General features: G+C 73.2%; 19 protein-coding genes, 1 tRNA gene and 1 other RNA gene. 7 read left to right on the top strand and 14 right to left on the bottom strand.

Annotated features, from left to right (window positions below):
- Positions 1 to 990: class F sortase (locus MXD62_RS15655; RefSeq protein WP_248829979.1), on the bottom strand; the 990-nt coding region annotated here is incomplete at its 3' end.
- A gap of 340 nt (positions 991 to 1,330) precedes the next feature.
- On the opposite strand from MXD62_RS15655, the gene MXD62_RS15650 reads away from it, so the two are divergent.
- Complete coding sequence (locus MXD62_RS15650; RefSeq protein ID WP_248829978.1) at positions 1,331 to 1,822, top strand: hypothetical protein; 492 nt, start codon at positions 1,331 to 1,333, stop codon at positions 1,820 to 1,822.
- Between the two features lie 144 nt (positions 1,823 to 1,966).
- Positions 1,967 to 2,040: transfer RNA gene (locus MXD62_RS15645), tRNA-Pro, on the top strand.
- A gap of 462 nt (positions 2,041 to 2,502) precedes the next feature.
- On the opposite strand, the gene der is transcribed toward MXD62_RS15645, so the two are convergent.
- The 9 genes from der to MXD62_RS15600 all read right to left on the bottom strand — a co-directional run bounded on the left by der (position 2,503) and on the right by MXD62_RS15600 (position 11,631).
- Positions 2,503 to 3,891, bottom strand: coding sequence for a ribosome biogenesis GTPase Der (gene der, locus MXD62_RS15640; RefSeq protein WP_020462532.1), 1,389 nt, complete (start codon positions 3,889 to 3,891; stop codon positions 2,503 to 2,505).
- 112 nt (positions 3,892 to 4,003) lie between these two features.
- Positions 4,004 to 4,948, bottom strand: coding sequence for a 1-acyl-sn-glycerol-3-phosphate acyltransferase (locus MXD62_RS15635; RefSeq protein ID WP_248829977.1), 945 nt, complete (start codon positions 4,946 to 4,948; stop codon positions 4,004 to 4,006).
- Complete coding sequence (cmk, locus tag MXD62_RS15630; protein ID WP_248829976.1) at positions 4,945 to 5,766, bottom strand: (d)CMP kinase; 822 nt, start codon at positions 5,764 to 5,766, stop codon at positions 4,945 to 4,947. Before cmk ends, MXD62_RS15635 begins: the two co-directional genes overlap by 4 nt.
- Before the next feature lie 213 nt (positions 5,767 to 5,979).
- Positions 5,980 to 7,170, bottom strand: coding sequence for a prephenate dehydrogenase (locus MXD62_RS15625; protein ID WP_248829975.1), 1,191 nt, complete (start codon positions 7,168 to 7,170; stop codon positions 5,980 to 5,982).
- Positions 7,167 to 7,946 carry a pseudouridine synthase gene (locus MXD62_RS15620; RefSeq protein ID WP_248829974.1) on the bottom strand — a complete coding sequence of 260 codons (780 nt, stop codon included), beginning with the start codon at positions 7,944 to 7,946 and terminating at the stop codon, positions 7,167 to 7,169. The genes MXD62_RS15625 and MXD62_RS15620 overlap by 4 nt, the downstream gene beginning before the upstream one ends.
- Positions 7,943 to 8,659, bottom strand: coding sequence for an SMC-Scp complex subunit ScpB (gene scpB / locus MXD62_RS15615; RefSeq protein WP_248829973.1), 717 nt, complete (start codon positions 8,657 to 8,659; stop codon positions 7,943 to 7,945). Before scpB ends, MXD62_RS15620 begins: the two co-directional genes overlap by 4 nt.
- Complete coding sequence (locus tag MXD62_RS15610; RefSeq protein WP_248829985.1) at positions 8,656 to 9,654, bottom strand: ScpA family protein; 999 nt, start codon at positions 9,652 to 9,654, stop codon at positions 8,656 to 8,658. Before MXD62_RS15610 ends, scpB begins: the two co-directional genes overlap by 4 nt.
- A 184-nt stretch (positions 9,655 to 9,838) precedes the next feature.
- Positions 9,839 to 10,528, bottom strand: coding sequence for a M50 family metallopeptidase (locus MXD62_RS15605; protein ID WP_248829972.1), 690 nt, complete (start codon positions 10,526 to 10,528; stop codon positions 9,839 to 9,841).
- A gap of 113 nt (positions 10,529 to 10,641) precedes the next feature.
- Positions 10,642 to 11,631: a ParA family protein gene (locus tag MXD62_RS15600; RefSeq protein ID WP_248829971.1), complete on the bottom strand. Its 990-nt coding sequence runs from the start codon at positions 11,629 to 11,631 to the stop codon at positions 10,642 to 10,644.
- Positions 11,632 to 12,159: 528 nt separating this feature from the next.
- Between MXD62_RS15600 and MXD62_RS15595 the strand changes: the two genes are divergently transcribed.
- Positions 12,160 to 13,260 carry an S-(hydroxymethyl)mycothiol dehydrogenase gene (locus MXD62_RS15595; RefSeq protein WP_112107810.1) on the top strand — a complete coding sequence of 367 codons (1,101 nt, stop codon included), beginning with the start codon at positions 12,160 to 12,162 and terminating at the stop codon, positions 13,258 to 13,260.
- A 141-nt stretch (positions 13,261 to 13,401) separates the two neighbouring features.
- Positions 13,402 to 14,049, top strand: coding sequence for an MBL fold metallo-hydrolase (locus MXD62_RS15590; protein ID WP_248829970.1), 648 nt, complete (start codon positions 13,402 to 13,404; stop codon positions 14,047 to 14,049).
- 437 nt (positions 14,050 to 14,486) lie between these two features.
- On the opposite strand, the gene MXD62_RS15585 is transcribed toward MXD62_RS15590, so the two are convergent.
- Complete coding sequence (locus tag MXD62_RS15585) at positions 14,487 to 14,978, bottom strand: lipopolysaccharide assembly protein LapA domain-containing protein (protein ID WP_248829969.1); 492 nt, start codon at positions 14,976 to 14,978, stop codon at positions 14,487 to 14,489.
- Between the two features lie 119 nt (positions 14,979 to 15,097).
- On the opposite strand from MXD62_RS15585, the gene rnpB reads away from it, so the two are divergent.
- Positions 15,098 to 15,513, top strand: an RNA gene (gene rnpB / locus MXD62_RS15580) — RNase P RNA component class A.
- A 192-nt stretch (positions 15,514 to 15,705) separates the two neighbouring features.
- Here rnpB and MXD62_RS15575 read toward each other — a convergent pair.
- Together MXD62_RS15575 and MXD62_RS15570 are read right to left on the bottom strand one after the other, a co-directional pair.
- A complete protein-coding gene (locus tag MXD62_RS15575) occupies positions 15,706 to 16,875 on the bottom strand; it encodes an ABC transporter substrate-binding protein (RefSeq protein ID WP_248829984.1) in 1,170 nt (389 codons plus the stop codon).
- A 207-nt stretch (positions 16,876 to 17,082) separates the two neighbouring features.
- Positions 17,083 to 18,090: a hypothetical protein gene (locus MXD62_RS15570; RefSeq protein ID WP_248829968.1), complete on the bottom strand. Its 1,008-nt coding sequence runs from the start codon at positions 18,088 to 18,090 to the stop codon at positions 17,083 to 17,085.
- 447 nt (positions 18,091 to 18,537) lie between these two features.
- Between MXD62_RS15570 and MXD62_RS15565 the strand changes: the two genes are divergently transcribed.
- Entirely contained in the window at positions 18,538 to 19,173 is a 636-nt protein-coding gene (locus MXD62_RS15565) for an RNA polymerase sigma factor (protein ID WP_248829967.1), read from the top strand.
- Positions 19,170 to 20,129 carry a hypothetical protein gene (locus MXD62_RS15560; protein WP_248829966.1) on the top strand — a complete coding sequence of 320 codons (960 nt, stop codon included), beginning with the start codon at positions 19,170 to 19,172 and terminating at the stop codon, positions 20,127 to 20,129. The genes MXD62_RS15565 and MXD62_RS15560 overlap by 4 nt, the downstream gene beginning before the upstream one ends.
- Here the strand turns inward: MXD62_RS15560 and MXD62_RS15555 are convergent.
- The gene (locus MXD62_RS15555) at positions 20,113 to 21,249 is read right to left on the bottom strand and encodes a bifunctional RNase H/acid phosphatase (protein ID WP_248829965.1); all 1,137 of its coding nucleotides are present in this window, start codon (positions 21,247 to 21,249) and stop codon (positions 20,113 to 20,115) included. The two genes, MXD62_RS15560 and MXD62_RS15555, sit on opposite strands and share 17 nt — an antisense overlap.
- Positions 21,250 to 21,260: the final 11 nt, after the last annotated feature.

Here is a 21,260-nt window from a genome sequence, read left to right as displayed (position 1 = left end):
CGGGGGGGCGGGGGGCGCGGCCCCCGCCCCCCCGGCGGCTGCCCCGGCGGGGGCGGGGGGGGCGGGCGCGGGCATGGCCGTAGCGGGCGCGGCGGGCGCGACAGGCACGGGCATGGCCGTAGCGGGCGCGGCGGGCGCGACAGGCACGGGCGCGGCAGGCACCGGGGCTGCGGGTGCCACCCCGACCGGCACAGGGATGGCGGGCGCCGGCGCGACTGGAGTGGGCACGGCCGGGGGCGGGGCGCCGGCGGGCGGCGCCCCGGTGCCGGGCGGCTGGGCGCCCGGCACAGACGGGCTGTTCGCGTGCGCGTAGACGATCAGATTGCTCAGATAGTGGTTCGTGTCCTCGTCGAACGCCCCGCCGCAGGTGATCAGCCTCAGCTCCGGCCGGCCCACCGGGCCGTAGACGCGATCGGTCGGGAACGCCTTCTTGGTCGCGTCCTCCGTGCGGTCGACCGTGAACGTCGTGCGCAGCCCGGTCGGCGAGGTGACCTCGATCTGGTCCCCGGCACGCAACGCCCGCAGCCGGTAGAAGACGGCCGGCCCGGAGGTCGAGTCGTAGTGGCCGACCAGCACCGACGGGCCGAGCGCGCCGGGCGCCGGGCCCCGGTCGTACCAGCCGACCTCCTGCCACTTCTTCGGTACGGCCAGCGAGCCGTCGGCGTTCAGCCCGAGCCGGACGATCGCCGCGTCCACTCCGATCGCCGGGATCCGCACGTGCGTCGGGTCGGTGACCACGACCGGCGGGAGCGTCGGCACCGGCGTGGCGGCCGCCGGACCGCCGGGAGCGGCCGTCCCGTCGAGCGCGCCGGCCTGCCCGATCGCGGTGTCGAGGCCGCCGACGTCGACCCGCTCGGTGTCCGAGGGTGGGGCGGGATCGGACTCGGTCAGCCGGAACCCGCTCCCGACGACCAGTACCACGCCCGCGACGAGCAGCAGGCGGGAGAACGTCATACGCACCGGCGACCGCTCCGTCGCTCCACGCTTCAAGACTGTCTCCGTCCAGCGACCGTCCATCGACACCGACCCACTAAGAACTACGCAAGGTGATGGTATCGAGCCTCAGCAGTAGCTGAGCGTAGTTGCGCGCCGCGTCGCGTGACACGAACGCACCCACGCCACGACCACATCCGGCAAGGAGGGGCGAGGCGGTCGCGCACGGCACCTCAACCCATGTCCCGCAATGGATGCCGGTCCCGCGCCGGTCGTGGCCGCGGCCCGTTCGGACCCGTCGCACCACGCCGTCTCGCTGCGTCCCATCCCGACCACTCCTCGCTATGGTGTCACTCGCAGTGACCAGGTAATAACCATGCGTGAGAGAGGGGACCAGATGAGGAAGGGAATGGGACGGAGCGCCGCGCTTCTCGCCATGTCGAGCGCGGCAACCGTCATCCTCAGCTTCGGACCCGGACTGACGGCCGCGCACGCCGACATCTTCGACGACAAGGGTCGGTGCGACGACAAGAAGTCCGATGAGTGGGACATCTTCGGCGACAAGGGCAGGGACGACAAGGACCACGAAGGCGACAAGGAGGCCCGTGCCTTCGTCGACGACAAGAACGACAGGGACAAGGACGACAGGGGCAAGGACGACGACTGGTTCGACGACAAGGACAGGGACAGGGACTGCCCGGTCGGCGTCGTCGCCGGTGTCGGTGTCGGTGTCGGTGCGGGCGGAGCGGCCCCGGTCGGCGGCGTCGGCGCGGGCGGTGGCGGCACCGCGGACAGCGGCAACTCGCCGCTGCTGCCGATCGCCGGAGCCGGTCTCGGGGCCATCCTGATCGGCGCGGGCATGCGCCGCCGCGGCAACGGGTCGATCTGAACCGACCGCCCCCCAGGAGCCCAGGACGGATCGGCCGGCGTGGTCATGTCACGCCGGCCGATCCCCCCGGGACGACCTGACCAGGTGTGCGAGATCGACCCCCACCACAGCGCCGGATCTCCGGTAGGGTAGCGTTCGTCAGCACGGGACGTGGCGCAGCTTGGTAGCGCACCAGACTGGGGGTCTGGGGGTCGCAGGTTCAAATCCTGTCGTCCCGACACAAAACGGTTCATCGCCCGCTGGACAGGCAGAAGCCTGGTCAGCGGGCTTTTTCGTGCTGTCGGGACCCACCTGGCCGATCCCGGTTGAAGGGCTCCGCCTCGTCCCCGTTGGGACCTCGGGACCCGATCCGTCAGGTGCCGCGCCGCTCCGCGGCTCCCCGCTTCCGGGCCACGACGAACCGACGGCACCGGATGCAGGAACCGGCCGACGGACCCCGGGGGGATGAGCTGGGCACGGGCGCTCTGGGACACCGGCCCGCTGCTGCCCGTACCGGACGGTCTGGACGAGATCACCGGGCCGGCCCACGGCCAGGCAATCGCCAGTCCGAACGAGGCGCTACGACCCGGAGTCGGGCTGGCACTCACAGCCCCGCACCAGCCCGTATCGGGCCGCGGCAACCCCAGCAGGCGGGGCCGCCCGTGCGCAGTTGTCCGGTGCGGCAGGTGAGGCCGCGGGGTCTAGCGGTGGCGGTCGGGACGCTCGCGGACCCGGATCGAGATCTCGATGGGCGTGCCGGCGAAGCCGAAGTCCTCGCGCAGTTTGCGCTCCAGGAAACGCCGGTAGGCCGGCTCGAGGAATCCGGTGGTGAACACGACGAAGCGCGGCGGGCGCACCCCGGCCTGGGTCGCGAACAGCACCCGCGGCAGCTTCCCGCCCCGCGACGGCGGCGGCGTGGCCGCCACGACCTCGCCGATCCAGGCGTTGAGGCGGCCGGTCGGGATGCGCGTTCCCCACGAGTCGAGGGACGTCCGCAGCGCCGGGGCGAGCCGGTCGGTGGCGCGGCCGGTGCGGGCCGAGATGTTCACCCGCGGCGCCCAGGCCACCCGGCCCAGCTCGCGGACGATCTCCTGCTCCAGGTCGAGACGGCGCTCGGTGTCGAGCGTGTCCCACTTGTTGAAGGCGAGGACGAGGGCCCGGCCGGCGTCGGTGACCATGCTGATGATCCGCTGGTCCTGCTCGGTGACCGGCTCGTCCGCGGCGAGCAGGACGATCGCGACCTCGGCGGCCTCCAGCGCGGAGGCGGTGCGCAGCGACGAGTAGTACTCGGCGCCGGAGGCCTCCTTCACCCGCCGCCGCAGGCCGGCGGTGTCGATGAACATCCAGGTCTCGCCGCCGACGGTGACGAGCTCGTCCACCGGGTCGCGGGTCGTGCCCGCGACGTCGTGCACCAGCGAGCGCTCGCTGCCGGCCAGTTTGTTGAGCAGGCTGGACTTGCCGACGTTCGGCCGCCCGATCAGCGCCACGCGCCGGGGGCCGTCCTCCTCGGTGAACCGCTCGCGGGGTGCCTCGGGCAGCACCGCGAGGACGGCGTCCAGCAGGTCGCCGCTGCCCCGGCCGTGCAGCGCGGACACCGGGTACGGCTCGCCCAGCCCGAGGCTCCACAGCGCGGCGGCGTCGGCCTCCGCGCGGGCGTCGTCGACCTTGTTCGCGGCGAGGATCACCGGCCGGCCCGACCGGTGCAGTACCCGGGCGACGGCCTCGTCGGCGTCGGTCGCGCCGACGGTGGCGTCGATCACGAACAGCACGCCGTCGGCGGTGTCGAGCGCGGCGCGGGCCTGGTCGGAGACCCGGGCGGCGAGGCCGCGGGCGTCGGGCTCCCAGCCGCCGGTGTCGACGAGGGTGAACCGGCGGCCGTTCCACACCGCGTCGTAGGCGACCCGGTCACGGGTGACGCCGGGGACATCCTCGACGACGGCCGCGCGGCGGCCCAGGATGCGGTTGACCAGCGTCGACTTGCCCACGTTCGGCCGGCCGACGACGGCGAGGACGGGCTGCCCTCCCGCCAGCGGGAGGGCACCGCCCACAGGGCCGTCGTCGACGGACGCGGCGAGATCTTCGGTGTTCATGACGGCTGCACTCCGCTTGGGCTGGACATCTCGGTGAACTGGCTGCGAGCTGTCCTTCCGCGGACGGCGGACCCGTCCGGCGCACTCGGAACAAACAGCGATCCGGTAGAACTTACTCCGCCGCCGACGAATCCCGGCTCTCGCCGGCACGCACCGTCGCCAGATGATCCGCCAGCCGGACCCGGATGTCCTCCGCCACGGCGGCCAGCGCCCGCCGCGAACGCGGGTTCGCCGGCACCTCCACCTCGAACGGCTTGCCGAACACCACCCGGACCTTCACCGACCGGCGCGGCCACTTGGCGCCCCGGGGCAGCGCGGCACCGGTGTTGATGCAGGCCACGGGAAGGACACGGCAACGCCCGTGCACGGCCAGGTAGGCGATGCCGTGCTGGACGGCGGCCATCTCACCGCTGCCCCGGGTGCCCTCGGGGAACACGCCGATGGCGCCGCCGCGGGAGAGCTCGTCGAGCGCGGTGTGCAGGGCGTCGCGGTCCGGGCGGCCGCGGTTGATCGGGATCTGGCCGACGAACAGCAGCAGCCTGCCCAGGATGCCCTTGTACATCTCGGACTTCACCAGGCACCGCACGGTGCGCGGCGCCTCGATGACGACGAGCGGCCCGTCCATCCAGCTGCTGTGGTTCCCCGCGAAGATCAGAGGCTCGCCGTGCGGGACGTTCTCCCAGCCCTCGTGGACCACGTTCATCACCAGGTGGTTGAGGACCTGGCGGACCGGCGGCTTGAGCACGCGGTGGGTGATGTCGTTGAACGGCTTCGACGCGGCACCGCGGTGCGCCGGCGCCCCGGCCGAGGTCGCCGGACGGACCCGCTCGGCCCGGCCCCCGCTCGTCGCCGACTCGACGCCGCTCGGAGTTGGCTCGACGGCCTTCGGCGCCGGCTCGACTCCGCCCGCGGCCGGAGTCGCCGGAGCCGACTCGACCGCGGCGGGCTCGACCGCGGCCGACTCGACCGCGGCCGACTCGACCGGAGCGCCGGTCCCGGCTACCGGATCGGCCACCGGCCCGTCCGGCGTGTCGAGCCGGCCGTCGGCGGCGGTCATGAGGTCGTGGCGAGCACGTGCTCGCCCTGGCGCAGGACCTCGTCCACCACCTCGGGGACCGACAGCGCGCTGGAGTCGAGGACGATCGCGCCCACGGGAATGGACAGCGGGTCGACCGTGCGCGAGCTGTCGAGGGCGTCACGGCGGTCGAGCTCGGCCAGGGTGCGGGCCACGTCGTCGACGCCCTTCTCCCCCAGCTGCCGGGACCGGCGCAGCGCGCGCACCTCGGTGGACGCGGTGAGGAAGACCTTGACCGGGGCGTCCGGCGCGACGACCGAGCCGATGTCGCGGCCCTCGACCACGATGCCGCCGGTGGCGAGGTTCTCAGCGATGATCTCGCGCTGCTGCGCGACCATCCGGGCCCGCACGGCGGGCACGGCGGCGACCGCGCTCACGGCGTTCGTCACCGCCCGGGTGCGGATCTGCTCGTCGACGTTCACCCCGTCGACGGAGATCGACGGGCGGTCGGGATCCGTGCCGACCGTGAGGACGGTGCGCTCGACGACCTCGGCCACCGCGGCCGGGTCCTCGATGTCGATGCGGCGCTCCAGGGCGACCTGGGTGACCGCCCGGTACATCGCCCCGGTGTCCAGGTAGCGCAGGCCGAGCCGGCGCGCGATCTCCCGGGAGACGGTGCTCTTCCCGGAGCCGCCCGGGCCGTCCACCGCGACCACGAGACCGGCGGGGGCGGCCCCGGCGGTCACCGGGCCCGGTGCGGAGGGCGCCACCGTCGTCCCGGGCCCCCCCGTCCTGAAAGCATCGTCGTGGCTGCCGGTGGCCGAAGCCCCCGGCGAAGCGGACCCGTCGTCGGGGCTCACCCGTCTCCTCCGTCCGGACGCGTGTCTGTGCGACCCGCATGTTCCTTCGTCCACGCCAGGCCGGCGGCGTCTCGGACCCGGGCCGACGGCCCGGTCGCGGCCGGGGCGGCGCGGCGCGCCCACCCCGGCTGTCTCCGGGCCGGAAGTCCCAGGCTGGTGGTCCCTAGAACACCTGCCGGACGGCCAACCCGGCTCAGGCTACTCGCTGGTCCGTCACGAGCGCCGATATGCCGTCCATCCGGCCCGCGTCAGCCGTTCGACGAGTCCGTCCGCGCCGTCCGGATCGACCGCGATCTCGACGATGCCGGCGGGGGCGTCCAGGCTGTGCTCGAACGGCCCGACGTCCTCGATGTTGACGTCCCACTCGCCGATCACGGCGAACAGCGCCGCGAGCTGGCCGGGACGGTCGTCGAGCACCACACCGACCCAGCCCCACGGAAGTGCCCGGGCGCCGGCCTTGCGGGGCAGCAGCGACCGGCCGTGCCGCCCGCCGTGGATCGCCGCCGTGACCGCCTCGACCACCTCGTCACGGGTCCCCTCGGCGAGCACGTCCGCGAGGTGGGTGAACTCCCGCCCCAGCCGGCGCACGCGCTCGGCGATGGGCCCGCGGTTGCCCTCGATGATCGACGCCCACAGGACGGGGTCGCTGTCGGCGAGGCGGGTCGTGTCGCGGAAGCCCTGGCCGGCGAACGGCAGGTCATGCGAGTCGAGGCCGAGCAGGCTCCCGGCGAGCACGCTCGCCACCAGCTGTGGAACGTGCGAGAGGACGGCCATCGCGGCGTCGTGGCGCTCGGGGGTGGTGCGCACCGGTGTCGCGCCGCAGGCGAGGGCGAGGGCGGCGGTCGCCGCGATCGCGTCCGCGCCGGTGTGGGCCACCGGGCAGACCGCCCACACCCGCTCGGCGAACAGGTCCGCGCGGGCGGACGCCGCCCCGTGCCGCTCCCGCCCGGCGATCGGATGGGCCGGGCACCAGGCCCCGAGATCGCAGCCGAGCTGGACGGCCTCGACCAGCGGTCGGGTCTTCACGCTGCCGGCGTCGCTGACCGTCGTCGCCAGGCCGCCGCGCTGCAGGTCGCGCAGCTCGGCGGCGACGGTGGGCAGCGGCGTGGCGATCACCGCGTGGTCGACCCGCTCGCCCTGCCAGGGCCGGCCGGCGCCCATCGCCTCGGCGAGCTTCACCTGGGCGTCGTCGGAGTCGCGCAGGAACACCTCCACGCCGCGCCCGGACAGCGCCAGCCCGATGCTCGTGCCGATCAGCCCGGACCCGACGACGGCCACCCGGCGCAGCTCGGGCAGGTGCGCCGGATCCCACGCGGGGAAGCCCCCCGCGGCCGCCTCGACCCCCGGGCGGACGTAGGGCGGCGAGAACCGCCCGGCCGCCGCGGGGGGCTCGCCGGGACTCACAGCCCGGTCGCCTTGTAGAGCGCCCCCACCTCGTGCCGGGTGAGATGGCGGGCGCGGCCGGCCCGCAGCGTGCCGAGCGTCACCGGGCCGAACGAGACCCGGACGAGGCGGTGCACTGGGTGCCCCACGCTCTCCATCAGGCGGCGCACCACGTGCTTGCGGCCCTCGTGCAGGGTGATCTCCATCATGACCCGGGACGCGGCGATGTCGACGATCCGGGCCGCGTCGACCGACACGGGGCCGTCCTCCAGGGTCACCCCCGAGCGAAGCCGGCGCGGGACGTCGCGGCGGACCGGGCCGCTGATCTCGACCAGGTAGGTCTTCGGCACGCCGAAGGACGGGTGGGTGAGCCGGTGGGCGAGATCGCCGTCGTTGGTGACGAGCAGCAGGCCCTCGCTGTCGCCGTCCAGCCGGCCGACGTGGAACAGGCCGACGGAACCGAACTCGGTGAGAAAGTCGGCGATGGTCGGCCGGCCGCGGTCGTCGGACATCGCCGACAGCACACCACGCGGCTTGTTCAGCGCCAGGTGCACCAGCCCGGTGCGGGTGACGACTCGCTCGCCGTCGACCTCGATCACCGCCGTCTCCGGGTCGACCCGACGGCCCTGCTCGCGGACCACCTCGCCGTCGACCCGGACGCGACCGGAGTCGATCAGTTCCTCGTTGTGCCGGCGAGAGCCGATGCCGGCGGAGGCCAGCACCTTCTGCAGGCGGATGCCCTCGGACGCCGGGTCCCGGCGGCGGGTGCCGGGGGACTCGGATTCGGTGCCGTTCATGACGCCACGATGTCATCGACATCGTCCACACCCGGCAGCAGGGGTGCGAGCGGGGGCAGTTCGTCCAGGTCACGCAGGCCCATGCGTTCCAGGAAGTAGTCGGTGGTGCGGTACAGGATGGCTCCCGATTCGTGGTCGTGGCCGCATTCCTCGACGAGGTTGCGGGCGGTGAGGGTACGGATGACGCCGTCGGCCGAGACCCCGCGCACCGCGGAGATCCGGCCGCGGCTGACCGGCTGCTGGTAGGCGACGATCGCCAGCGTCTCCAGCGCGGCCTGGGAGAGGCGGGCGGACTGGCCGGCCAGCACGAAACGCTCGACCCACGGCGCGCACTCGTCGGCCGTGTACAGCCGCCAGCCCCGGCCGACGTGCCGCAGCCGGAAGCCGCGCCCGTCCCGCTCGTACTGCGCGGCAAGCTCGGCGAGCAGCGCCTCGACCCGCCGGGCGGGGATGTCGAGTGCGGTGGCGAACTCGGCCACGCCGACCGGGTTCTCCGCGACGGTCAGCACCGCCTCGACGAGCGCGATGTCGGATGGCCGCTCGCCCGCGGGCGGAGCCGGCGGCACCCGCGGGCCCGGCGACCGGGGCGGAGCCGGCGACCGGGGGGCGGGAACCGCCCCGTTCGTGCCGGCGGGCGCGCCCGTGCCGGTGGGCCCGCCGGTGCCGGCGAAGCCGTCGGCGCCGACTGGCCCGTTGGTGGAATCAGGGGTCACGCGGTCGGTCTCCTCGGTCGCCTCGGCCGGCGGCGGCCGTCGAGCGGATCGTCCTCAGCTCCGGTGCCCTCCCCCGCTCCGGCACCGTCGGCGGTGTCCCCGGCGGGGGCGGAGCTCACCACAGGGACGAAGCTCACCACAGGGGCGAAGGGCTCGTCCGGCTCATCCTCGCCAGAGTAGAGCGAGGCACCGACAGGACGGTCGTCGTCCTCGGGGCGCGCGACCCAGCGGACGATGAGCTCACCGAGCGGGCGCTCCTGCTCGAAGACGATCCGGCCCTCCCGGAACAGCTCCAACAGGGCCAGGAAGCGCGCGACGACCTCGATCGTCTCGGCCAGGCCCGCACACAGCACGGTGAACGACGCGGCACCCAGCTCCCGCAGCATCCCGATCACCGCGATCATGTGCTCGCGGACGCTGACCCGGGGCAGGTGGACGTGGTCGGTGGCCACCTGCGGGGGCAGCGGCGGCTCACGCAGCCGGGCGGCGAGCTCGGCGAGCTCGGACGGCCCGATGCTGATCTGCACCTCGGGCAGCGCGGCGGCGTAGCGCGGCTCCAGCGGCACCGCCCGCGGGACGAACCTCGACTCCAGCGCCATCATCGCGGTGAAGATCGCGGCGGCCTCCTTGTAGGCCCGGTACTGGAGCAGCCGGGCGAACAGCAGGTCACGGGCCTCCAGCAGGGCGAGGTCCTCGGCCTCGTCGTCGGAGATCGCGCCGGGCAGCAGGCGGGCGGCCTTCAGGTCGAGCAGCGTCGCCGCGATCACCAGGAACTCGGTGGCCTGGCCGAGGTCGAAGTGCTTGCCCAGCCGCCTGATGTGCGCGACGAACTCGTCGGTCACCTGCGACAGCGCCACCTCGGTGACGTCCAGCCGATGCTTGGCGATCAGCGAGAGCAGCAGGTCGAAGGGGCCGGAGAAGTTCTCCAGCTCGACGACGAACGGCTCGGTGCGCCCGCCACGCGCGGTCGGCGCGGCGGCCCCGGCGGCCTTCATCGGCCTGGCGGGTCCGGTGGACCCTGTGGGAGCAGTGGGCCCGTTGGGCACCGGTTCGTCCACTGCCGGGCCGAGCACGCCCACACCGGTGGCCGTGTCTGTCCCGGACGAGCTCATACGGCCACGTTACGCCCTGTGACGTATCGTCCCGACGTGCACACCGGCCGCACCCACCTGGGCCCGCCTACGGCAGATCGATCCCGATCAGGGAGCCCAGGCCGCGGATGAGCGGCCAGATCAGCTGACCGATCACCGACGGGAACCCGGGGAACAGCACCGGCAGGATGATCACCGCGAGGAGGATCACCACCCCGACGTTGCCCTCGGTGAGCCGGTAGTTCGCCTTGCGCCAGCCCTCGGACTGCGGGCCGAGCAGGAACAGGATGCGCCCGCCGTCCGTCGGCGGCACCGGGACGAGGCTGAGGATGCACAACGACCCGAAGGTGATCGCCATCCACAGCAGCAGCTCCACCGAGAAGGTGCCGCCGACGATCTCGGCCGCGCGGTCCCCGGTGTCGATCACTGCGCGCTGCGTGAGCGCGCGTGCGCCGGCGAGCGACGCGAGCGCGAGCAGCGCGTAGGAGATCGGGCCCGCGAGCAGGGCGGCGGCCACGTGGAAACGGCGCTTGCGCCAGACGTCGTTCATCCGGATCGGCTCCGCCCACCCGGCACCGCCGATGAGCACGCCGACCCAGCTGAACGGGCTGATCCGCTGGGTGCCCACCCCGGCGGTCAGCCGCCCGGAGCGCCTCGGGATCGGGTCACGGGCCAGCCGGGCCGCGAGGATCTGCGCACCGTCGTGGACGACGATGCCGATGACGAAGGCGAGCACGATCCCGAGCAGCGCCGCGGGCTCGGCGAGGTGAAACAGCACGGCTTGTCGTCCGTCCCCGATCCGTCGTCCTACCTGGGACCCGCCGACCGGGTCCCGCTGCGCCTGCCGGCCCGCCGGCTGGCCGAGAGGTCAGCCGGGCGGGCCGGCCCGGGTCAGCCGACCGCGGGTGGCGTCGCGTAGCGCGCCATGAGCTCCCGGGCCAGCCGACGGTATCCGGCCGCGCCGACGGAGGTCGGCGCGTAGGTCGTGATCGGTTCCCCGGCCACGGTGGTCTCCGGGAACCGTACCGTCCGGTTGATCACCGTGTGGAAGACCTCGTCGGGAAACCGCTCGACGACCCGGGCGAGCACCTCGCGGGCGTGCAGCGTGCGCGCGTCGTACATGGTCGCCAGGATGCCGGCGAGCTCCAGGCGGGAGTTCAGCCGCTCGCGCACCTTGTCGATGGTCTGCAGGAGCAGCGCCACCCCGCGCAGCGCGAAGTACTCGCACTCCAGCGGGACCATGACGGCGTCGGCGGCCGTCAGGGCGTTGACCGTGAGCAGGCCCAGCGACGGCTGGCAGTCGATGAGGATGACGTCGTAGACGTCCATCACCGGGGCGAGCGTGCGGGCCAGGCTGTGCTCGCGGCCGACCTCGGTGACCAGCAGCACCTCGGCGGCCGAGAGGTCGATGTTGCTCGGCAACAGGTCGAGGTTCTCGACCTGGGTCTCGACGATGGTGTCCTGGATGTCCGCGTCGCCGCCGAGCAGCAGATCGTGCACGGTGACGTCGAACTGCATCGGGTTGATGCCCAGGCCCACCGAGAGCGCGCCCTGGGGGTCGAAGTCGACGAGCAGCACCCGCCGGCCGTACTCGGCGAGCGCGGCCCCCAGGTTGATCGTGCTCGTGGTCTTGCCCACGCCGCCTTTCTGATTGCACATGGCGACGACCCACGCGGGGCCGTGTGAGGTCAGCGGGGGCGGGACGGGGAACACCGGCATCGGACGCCCGGTAGGACCGGGCTTGCCGACACCCTCGTCGGGTTCCTCGCCCCCGACCTCAAGCCGGCCGTCCTCGGACAGGCGGGGCTCGCCGACCGTCACCTCACCGTAGTAGCGGCGGCCCGGCGGACCGGAAACCGCGGCGGAGTCGGAACGGACCACGGTGTACCTGCTCCTCACGACTGCTCGGACAGTCCCTGCGCGAATGTCTCTGGTTCAGGTGCCTCTGCTTCGGGTGCCTCAGCGTCGGGTGCGTCCGCATCGGCTGATACCGCGTCAGCTGTTACTGCGTCGGCTGTTACTGCTTCCCGGCGGAGGTCTCCTCCTGTGACGAGCAGAAACGGACCGGTTGGAGCGTACCGACCCGGACCCGGTATCGGCGGCCTCGGGGCCCGCCAGTCGGCGTGTCGCGTTCCTCGCCTCATGTGTGACTCGAACTTCGGTGCCCACCCGGCGCGTTTCGCGGTGATATCTGCGGTACTTCATCTTGCGCTCCATGTACCCGGCGCGCACGCCGGCACGCACCCGGCGCGCACGCCGGCACCGCCGGGCCGGACGTCGCGGACACAGAGCCGCTCCCCCGCCCCACCGGCTCCGGTTGCGCGACGACATTGCGGTGAGATGACGGTCGGGTGTTGGCTGACGTCCAGGTGAGTCGGTGATGACACGGCGATGGTGAAAGGGAGTGCCATGACGGATGGCCCGCAGGCAGTGACGGTGGAGGCGGTCGTCGCGGTCGAGAAGGGCGCGCCGGTGGCGCTGACGCGGATCATCGTGCCGCCGCCGGGCCCCGGGGAGGCCCGGGTCCGGGTGCAGGCGTGCGGGGTGTGCCACACCGACCTGCACTACCGCGAGGGCGCGATCAACGACGACTACCCGTTCCTGCTCGGCCACGAGGCGGCCGGGACGGTCGAGTCCGTCGGCGAGGGGGTCACCTCGGTCGCCCCAGGTGACTACGTGGTGCTGGCCTGGCGGGCGCCGTGCGGGACGTGCCGGTCGTGCCTGCGCGGGGCGCCCTGGTACTGCTTCGACTCCCGCAACGCCGTCAACCCGATGACGCTGCAGGACGGCACCCCGCTCTCCCCCGCGCTGGGCATCGGCGCCTTCACGCCGCTGACACTCGTGGCCGCCGGGCAGTGCGTCAAGGTCGACCCGGCCGTTCCGCCGCAGGCGGCGGGCCTGATCGGCTGTGGGGTCATGGCCGGCTTCGGCGCCGCGGTGAACACCGGACGGATAACCCGCGGCGAGACGGTCGCCGTCTTCGGCTGCGGCGGGGTCGGCGACGCGGCCATCGCCGGCGCGTCGGTCGCCGGCGCGCGCCGGATCATCGCCGTCGACGTGGACGACCGCAAGCTCGAGTGGGCCCGCGGGTTCGGCGCGACCCATGTCGTGAACTCCCGGAACGAGGACCCGGTGGAGGCCGTGCGGGCGCTGACCGACGGCAACGGGGCGGACGTCGTGATCGAGGCGGTCGGCCGCCCCGAGACCTACCGGCAGGCCTTCTTCTCCCGCGACCTGGCCGGACGGCTGGTGCTCGTCGGCGTGCCCGACCCGTCGATGACCGTCGAGCTGCCGCTCATCGAGGTGTTCAGCCGCGGCGGCTCGCTGGCGTCGTCCTGGTACGGCGACTGCCTCCCGACCAGGGATTTCCCGATCATCATCGACCTGCACCGCGGTGGCCGGCTCGACCTGGCCGCGTTCGTCACCGAGACGGTCGGCATCGGCGACGTCGAGCGGGCCTTCGAGCGGATGCGGCGCGGTGACGTGCTGCGCAGCGTCGTCCTGATCTGAGTCGTCCTGATCTGAGCGCCCTCCCGTTCCGGTGAATCCGGACGGGTACAGCGGGCCGACGAAGTGCCTCAGGGGCAGGCCGGACGGGTACGGTCGTGCCGGGTCGGCCGGTGCACGAGCCGGCGCGGAGAGGAGTTTCCTGTGGCGGTCAGCGGCGGTCAGCGGATCGATCGGGTGATCACCCGCGGTGACTTCACCCTCGACGGCCAGTCGTTCACCGTCGACAACAACGTGTGGCTCGTCGGCGACGAGCAGTCGGTGGTCGTCGTCGACGCGGCCCACGACCCGTCCGTCATCGAGGCCGCGGTGGACGGCCGGCGGGTGTCCCTGATCATCGCGACGCACGGCCACAACGACCACATCAACGCGGCCGCCGAGCTGGCCGACCGGGTGCGCGCCCCGATCGCGCTGCACCCGGCCGACGCGGTGCTGTGGCGACAGGTCTACCCCGAGCGCGGGCCGGACGAGGCGCTGCGCGACGGCCAGGTGATCCCGATCCCGGGCGGTTCCCTGCGCGTGCTGCACACCCCCGGCCACTCCCCGGGCGGCGTCAGCCTGTTCGGGGAGATCAACGGCGACCCCGTGCTGTTCAGCGGGGACACCCTGTTCCGCGGCGGCCCGGGGGCGACCGGCCGGTCGTTCTCCGACTTCCCGACCATCCTGGGCTCCATCCGGGCGAAACTGCTCACCCTGCCCTCCGAGACGGTCGTGCACACCGGCCACGGCGACGACACGACCATCGGCGAGGAAGCCGTGGACTACGACGACTGGGTGCTCCGCGGCCACTGAGCTATTCCGGTGCGGCGATCACCGTGAAGCCGTCGGCGGCGCGTTCGAAACAACCCGCGTTTGAACGTGAAGGCGGCGCGCCTGTCGTGCGGTACGCGGTGTGCGGGGCCGGCCGTTCCCGCGGGATTTCCCGCCGAGATCCGAGGCGGGATCAGAGCCGGTCAGAGTCGGGATCAGATCAGCGTTCGTGCGCCGCATTCGCCGGGCTGATCGCCTTCGTATTCGCCCGGGCATCGGCGGTAACGAACCACCGGTCGAGGCGAAGGCGAAGTCCGCGAAACCCGGACAGCTCACGATGACCGGCGCGACCGGCCGGCAGAACACACCGGCAGAACACACCGGATCGGCTGATCCGTGCACCCGGCCCGGTTCACCCGGTCGAGCTCGATCTGTCGGGTGAAGGCGGGCCGGGTGGCGGCGCGGAAGGGTCAGCCGGCTCAGGCGGCTCGGTCCTCCCGGCGGAGCTGGCGCAGCTGCCAGCGCAGCCTGATCTGTGGGATCACGCCGATCAGAAGCCCGACCAGCAGCCCCGCGGCGGCGGAGGCGGCCAGCGCGGCGGCCACCGACATCACCTGGGTCGACCCGAACAGCCAGATGCTCACCCGCTGGTCGTTCTTCACCACGAACACGATGACCGCGATGGCGATCAGCAGCACCAGCACGGTGATCGCGTAGGTCGAGTAGGCGACGCCCCGGCGGGCGGCCCGGCCGGTGGGCCCGGTACCGGTGCCTGGCGTGCCGGGAACCGCTTCGGGAACTGCCGGCGGAACGGCACCGGACGCTGGCGGCGCCGGCGGGACCGCGCCGGCCGGCGGGTACGAGCCCGGGACGGAGGTCGGCGGGCCTCCGACCGGAACGCCCGCGGCCGGCCCGGAGGCCACCGGACGCGGCTGCTCACCCCCGCCACCTGGCTGCTGTGGTGCCGTCATCGCCCGCCCCCTACCCATCGGTACCTGTCGGGCCGCGCGGTAGGGAGTCGCTCCCCCCGGCCGCCTCACCCCGTGCCCGAAGTCTAGGACGGCCAGTGCCATATGCTGAGCGGCGCGGACGAGTTGGCCGGACGGTCGCGTCGGTACCGGGGCGCGAGCCCGGGTGCCGCCGAGGAACGTCCGGGCTCCACAGGGCGGGGTGGTGGGTAACGCCCACCCGGGGTGACCCGCGGGACAGTGCCACAGAGAACAGACCGCCGGTGCCGTCATGGCACCGGTAAGGGTGAAACGGTGCGGTAAGAGCGCACCAGCGCCCGGGGTGACCCGGGCGGCTAGGTAAACCCCACCCGGAGCAAGGCCAAGAGGCCCCGGCCGGTCACGGTCGCGGGCTGCGCAGGCGTCTGAGGGCTGCTCGCCCGAGCCTGCGGGTAGGCCGCTGGAGGCCGTCGGCAACGGCGGTCCTAGATAGATGACCGTCACCGGCAAGCCGCGAGGCGACCCGGAACAGAACCCGGCGTACAGGCCAACTCGTCCGCCCCATCACAGCTTGCGACCTGGTCGCACTGCGCGCGGTCCTGGCGCCGATCGTCTGGCGGGTCGTCACCCGAGCCACGGCGCGGGAGCGGATCCGCTCCCGCGGCCTGCGGTTCGGGCCGACGCCCACCCCTGGCGCCAGCGATCGTGACGCCCCTGTCCTCAGGCCGGCCGGCGCGCGGACCCCAGGCGGTCAGCCGGCGGTGCCGTCGGCGCAGAGGCGGGGGCGGGTGACCTGGAACGCGGTCCCGGTGGGATTGATCTGGACGAAGGCATAGCAGTTGAGCGGCTGCGTGCTGTTGGTGGTCAGGTTGACGGGTTCGATCAGGCCGCCCGCGTCGTAGCCGGTGACCTTCCGCAGCGCGCCGATGAAGCCCTCGCGGGTGGGGCAGTCGCCGGCCAGGTCGAGCCCACGCAGGAACATGTCGCTGTAGACGTACGCGTGCAGGGCGAACTGCTGGTCGGGCTCGACGGTTTCCGGTGCGTAGCGGGTCATCGCCGCGCGGTAGCGGTCGATGGCGGCGCCGCCGGCCTCGAAAGGACGGGAGTACACCGGGAAGGAGACACCCGCGAGCTCTTGTCCCAGCACGGGTAGCACCGCGCTGTCGTAGCCGGTGAACGAGACGGTGGTGGCGAGTCGCAGGTTCGCCGCGCGGGCGGCCTGCACGACGTCGGCCATGTCCTCAGGGGTCGTGAAACCGATCAGCGCGTCGGCGCCGGCAGCGGCCAGCTCCCGAACCACCCTGCCCGGGCTGTCGCTGCCGCGGGCGTAGGAGATGGCATCGGTCGAGGTCAGCCCGATCGACTGGAACGCGGTCCTGTACCACGTGACGGCACCCACCGTGGACGCCGGAGTTCCCGTGGTCAGGATGCCGACCCTGCTGCCACCGTTGGCCTGAACGTAGCGGCCGACGGTCTCAGGGGAAGCCTCGTACATGTCGGAGAACAGGTTCGGGTATTCGGCCCAGGACTGCAGACCGAAGCCGACGACGGGAACCTTTTGCGCCGCAAGGCTTTCCAGCGAGCTACCGAGAGCGGTGGTGACCGTCACGAGACCGAAGACCCCTTCGTCCCGGAGAAGTTCCTCGGTGACGGTGGCGCTCTGGGCGAGCGTGTTCGTGTCGTCACGCCACTCGTAGACAACCTTGCGGCCGTGTATCCCGCCCTCGGCATTGACCAGGCCGATTCTGGCGTCCACTCCGGACCGGGCCGAGGCGATCGCGGTGCTTCCCATGCCCGACTCGGAGTACACCAGACCGAGCTTCACCTGGTCGGACGTCACCCCGGGGCTGGCGCAGGCGGCTCGTGGGCTCCCGGAGCTCGAACCCGGGGAGCAGCTCGTCAACCCGGCGGCAACGACCACAGCCGTGAGCCCCGACAGCGTCCTGACCCGACCTAAACCCACACTTTCCTCCACGGAAGACAAACTGGGGATGGCGTTCTACGGCGCGGCGAACCACGCCGTCCATTCCTCGGAAATTGTACTCCGTCTAAATTATGATCTAATTCAACCGGCAAGGAGGCACAGCCGGAAACACGCAAAGGAAGGCTGTGGGTACAGAACGCAGGGTCAGGTAGTAAGGCGGGGCGACCGCCAGGTCCGGAGACGTTCGTCGAGGTCGTCGAGGAGGGAGTGCCATCCGAGGTAGCCGCGGGCCTCGCCGACGAACCGCTCGGCGCGCCCGCCGATGACGATGCTCGGGCGGTGGCGGGAGATGTTCAGCGCCTCGTCGACCAGCTCGACGGCGTGGTCGAGGTCCCGCCGCTTGGCCGCTGCGGTGGCCGCGGCGATCCGGGTCATCGAGCGGAGCCCGGTGGCGCCTACGGCGTCCAGGTGGTGGATCGCCGCGTCGGTGTAGACGCTCGCCGCGCCCGGCATACCGAGCTCGACGTACGCGGCCGCCGACAACTCTGACAGCGTCAGCACGTGCAGCGTGTCGATCGAGAACCCGGGGCGGCCGAGCTGTTCGGCGCTCAGCGTTCCCGCGATGCTCCAGGCCCGGCCGACCGCCTCGTGCACCGCCCACCGGTCACCGAGAGTGCCGTGCGCTCGAGCCTCGATGGCGGCGGCGCGGGCCGCGGCCGGGCTCCCGCGGCCGACCAGGGCAGCTCCCGACGCCGCGAGCGCGACCGCGTCCGCCGGCCGGCCGGCCTTGCGCGCCAGCGACGACTGCCACAGCCGCACCCAGCACATCAGCTCCTCGTCGCGGGCCTCGGCCGCGTGCACGAATGCCTCCTCGAAGGCGAGGACGGCGCCGGGCAGGTCGCCGAGGTCGTGCCGGGTGGCTGCCCAGAGGGCGACGAGCCGGCCGGCGGCCCGGTGCAGCCGCAGCCGCGTCGCCTGCGGAACGACGTCACGCTGCAGCAGCGAGCGGACGACGGGGAGGTGACGGCGCAGGTGGACGGCGGTCGCCCCGATCGGGGCCCGCTCGTAACCCGCGGTGAGCTGGGCGACCCTGTCGTCGAGGTGGTCGAGCACATCGCTGGACGGGCTCATGCCGCCGCCTCGCGGGACGAGAAGGTCCAGCGGGAACAGGACGCCGACCGCGATGAGTCGACGCCGTGAGGTGGCGTCCATCGATTGCGTCCTCCGCTGTTTCCTCCACCGGCTCCGCCGGATCCACCGAGTGGCACGGTGGCGGGCGTCTGATGTGTCCGAAGTGGCGTGACCCGGGACGGCGTCATCCGAGGTGGTGCTGTCCGAGGTGGTGCCGTCCGAGGTGTGGTGGTCCAAGGCCCCCGTGCTTGGCGCATGTCCCGAATCCTGCGAGCCCGGAGGCATTCCGTCACCCTCAGGTACCACGCAAGGACACAGATCGGCCTCGCAGCCGTACGCACACGTGTCCGACCGCTCCGTCCCTGCTGGTCCCGACCCGGAACGTTCGGTCCCGGCAGGCTCGGTCCCGGCCGTGGACGGTTCGAGGGAACCGGATCGGTGCGGCGGACCAATACGTAATGTGAACAGACACCCACCCGGAAACCCGGCTGCGAATTCCGGCATTAGCGACGACCGAGCTGGTGAGGCATGACGGTGATCCCGACCGACGCCGACCTGCTTGTGCGGTCCGTGCGTGAGCCCGAGGTCTTCGCCGACCTCTTCGAGCGCCACGGTGACCGGGTGCACCGGTACCTGGCCCGCCGGGCCGGAGCGGACCTCGCCGAGGACCTGGTCTCCGACACCTTCGTCGCCGCCTTCGAGCAGCGTTCCCGGTTCGACCCGGCGCGCGGGCCGGACGGCGCGCTGCCCTGGCTGCTGGGCATCGCGACCAGGATCTTGCAGGGCCACCGGCGGGCCGAGGCCCGGCGCTGGCGGGTGTTGGAGCGGGCGCTGCCCGACCGGCCAGAGCCCGCGGCGGCGGACCGGGTCGCGGACCGCGTCGACGCGGACGCCGCCGTCCAGTCCCTGGTCCGCGCGCTCGCCGAGCTCCCCGACGGCGAGCGGGACGCGCTGCTGCTCCTGGCCTGGGGAGACCTGCGGTACGAGGAGATCGCGACCGCCCTCGCCGTGCCCGTCGGCACCGTCCGGTCGCGCATCCACCGGGCCCGCAACCGGCTGCGCGCCGCGCTGGCCGACGACCCGCCGACCGCCGATCCGCTGGCTGCCAGGTCGGCCCCGACCCGCTCCGACTTCCGTCCCTTTCTGGAGAGTGAGCCATCATGATCGACGACCTCGACCTGCTGACGCGGCTCGGCGCAGACGTGCCGCCGCTTTCGGCGGAGGGCCGGGCCCGGGTCCGCGCGCGGCTGTTCGCCGCTGCGGCCGGGACCGCGAACGCGCCCACGCACCCTGAATCGAACGCGGTAATGGGAGCGGACGGCGCGCGTCCCTCGCGCCGGGACGTCCTGGAGCGGGTCGACGGCCCGGGAACGCCGCCGCGACGCCGGCGCCGGGTGCTGCGCCTCGGTGTGGTCGGGGCGGCCGCGGCCGCCGTGTCGCTGACCGCCGTGCTGGTGCTGCCGGGATCGGCATCCCCCGCCTACGCGCTGAGCGAGGAGCCGGACGGGACGGTGAAGGTCCAGATCAACGAGTTCCGCCAGGCCAAGCAGCTGGAGGCCGACCTGCGGGCGGCCGGGATCAACGCGGTCGTCGACTTCGTCCCCATCGGCCAGACCTGCCAGCAGCTGCGTGGCGGCGGTGCACCCCCGGCGGGCAGTGACGTCGCGCCGCCGGCGGAGGGTGGCGTCTCGAACGGCGGCCAACCCCCGGGTTCCGCGCCCGGCACGGTGGCCGAGGGCGCCGATCCGGCCGGGACCGGCGCCGCCGAGCGGGGAGCGGTCGGCGGCGACCCGAGCGGACAGACCCAGGCGGGGGCCCCGGCCGAAGCCGGAGAAGAGCCCGCCGTCCTGACCGTCGACGCCGGGCCGGAGGAGTCGACCGCGTTCGAGGTCACCCGGGATGCACTCAAGCCCGGCCAGTCACTGGTGATCGTCGGCAGCTACGACGAGGCGGACCCGAGCCGCCCGGGCACGATCTCCTCGGCCGTCGTCGAAGGCCAGGTCGCGCCGTGCGCCCCGGTCCGCGCCGGCGGGGCGGGGGCGCAGCCCGGGCTCGGCACCGGGGTCGCTCCCAGCGGTGCCCCGGGTGGCGCACCCGGGGGCCCTACTCGCCGGGAATGACCAGATGGGCGACGTGGTGGGTGTCGTTGAAGCCCCGCAGCACCGCGGGTCCGTCGGAGTACCAGTCGACGGTGGTGATCGACACCAGGTCCAGGTGCAGCCGGTAGAGCACGGTCGGCTCGGCGGCGAGCGCGAGCTGGGTGAGCCCCTTGATCGGGGTCACGTGCGAGACCACGAGGACGCGCCCGGCGGGATACTGGGCCATGATTCGGTCACGGGCCGCCGCGACACGGGCGACCGTGCTCAGCAGGCTCTCCCCGCCCGGCGGCGGCACCGAGGGATCGGCGAGCCAGGCGTTCAGCTCGTCCGGGAAGCGCTCGCGGACCTCGGCGAACGTCATCCCCTCCCACGCGCCGAAGTCGGTCTCCCGCAGGTCCTCGTCGATCAGGTAGTCGCGGCCCAGCGCGTCCGCGGTCTGGCGGGCGCGCTTGAGCGGCGAGCTGATCACGGCGTCGAACGGCTCGCCGCGCAGCCGGTCCGCGGCGGCGGCGGCCTGCTCCAGCCCGAGGTCGGTGAGTGAGGCCTCCACGGTTCCGCTGAACCGCTTCTCCACCGACAGCGGCGTCTGGCCGTGGCGGAGCAGGACCATGGTGATCGGCGGAGCGGGCGGGGCCATCCAGCCGGAGAGCCGGTGCGTGGTGGGCGCCTGGTGCGGCAGCGGGTCCGGCGACTGCGGGACGGAGGGTTCCCAGGACCGGCCGGCGGCGGCGGCGTCCATCGCCTCGTTCGCCAGCCGGTCGGCGTCGCCGTTGCGGGCCCGGGGCACCCAGACGAACCGGACCCGCCCGAGCCCAGCGGCGATCTCGGCGGCCTGGGCCGCCAGCGGGCGCATCGACGGGTGCTTGATCTTCCAACGGCCGCTCATCTGCTCGACGACGAGCTTGGAGTCCATCCGGACCTCGATGTCGGCGCCCGGGTCGAGCTCCGCGGCGGCCCGCAGGCCGGCGAGCAGGCCCTCGTACTCGGCGACGTTGTTGGTGGCCGTGCCGATCGAGGCGGCCCGCTCGGCCAGCACCTGGCCGGTGCCGGCGTCCCGGACGAGGGCGCCGTACCCGGCGGGCCCGGGATTGCCGCGGGATCCTCCGTCGGCCTCGACGACCAGTCTGCGCCCAGCGCTCATGCCGCCACTCC

This window comes from Frankia sp. Mgl5, assembly GCF_023242985.1.
In the GTDB taxonomy this organism is placed as follows: domain Bacteria; phylum Actinomycetota; class Actinomycetes; order Frankiales; family Frankiaceae; genus Parafrankia; species Parafrankia soli.
This window is presented reverse-complemented; position numbering and strand designations above follow the sequence as displayed.

Excerpts from the sequence above, each read along its gene's own strand:
- MXD62_RS15650 (WP_248829978.1), top strand. The coding sequence starts at position 1,331 with ATGAGGAAGGGAATGGGACGGAGCGCCGCGCTTCTCGCCATGTCGAGC.
- der (WP_020462532.1), bottom strand. The coding sequence starts at position 3,891 with ATGAACACCGAAGATCTCGCCGCGTCCGTCGACGACGGCCCTGTGGGC.
- MXD62_RS15635 (WP_248829977.1), bottom strand. The coding sequence starts at position 4,948 with ATGACCGCCGCCGACGGCCGGCTCGACACGCCGGACGGGCCGGTGGCC.
- MXD62_RS15620 (WP_248829974.1), bottom strand. The coding sequence starts at position 7,946 with ATGAACGGCACCGAATCCGAGTCCCCCGGCACCCGCCGCCGGGACCCG.
- MXD62_RS15610 (WP_248829985.1), bottom strand. The coding sequence starts at position 9,654 with ATGAAGGCCGCCGGGGCCGCCGCGCCGACCGCGCGTGGCGGGCGCACC.
- MXD62_RS15595 (WP_112107810.1), top strand. The coding sequence starts at position 12,160 with ATGACGGATGGCCCGCAGGCAGTGACGGTGGAGGCGGTCGTCGCGGTC.
- MXD62_RS15585 (WP_248829969.1), bottom strand. The coding sequence starts at position 14,978 with ATGACGGCACCACAGCAGCCAGGTGGCGGGGGTGAGCAGCCGCGTCCG.
- MXD62_RS15570 (WP_248829968.1), bottom strand. The coding sequence starts at position 18,090 with ATGGACGCCACCTCACGGCGTCGACTCATCGCGGTCGGCGTCCTGTTC.
- MXD62_RS15565 (WP_248829967.1), top strand. The coding sequence starts at position 18,538 with ATGACGGTGATCCCGACCGACGCCGACCTGCTTGTGCGGTCCGTGCGT.
- MXD62_RS15560 (WP_248829966.1), top strand. The coding sequence starts at position 19,170 with ATGATCGACGACCTCGACCTGCTGACGCGGCTCGGCGCAGACGTGCCG.
- MXD62_RS15555 (WP_248829965.1), bottom strand. The coding sequence starts at position 21,249 with ATGAGCGCTGGGCGCAGACTGGTCGTCGAGGCCGACGGAGGATCCCGC.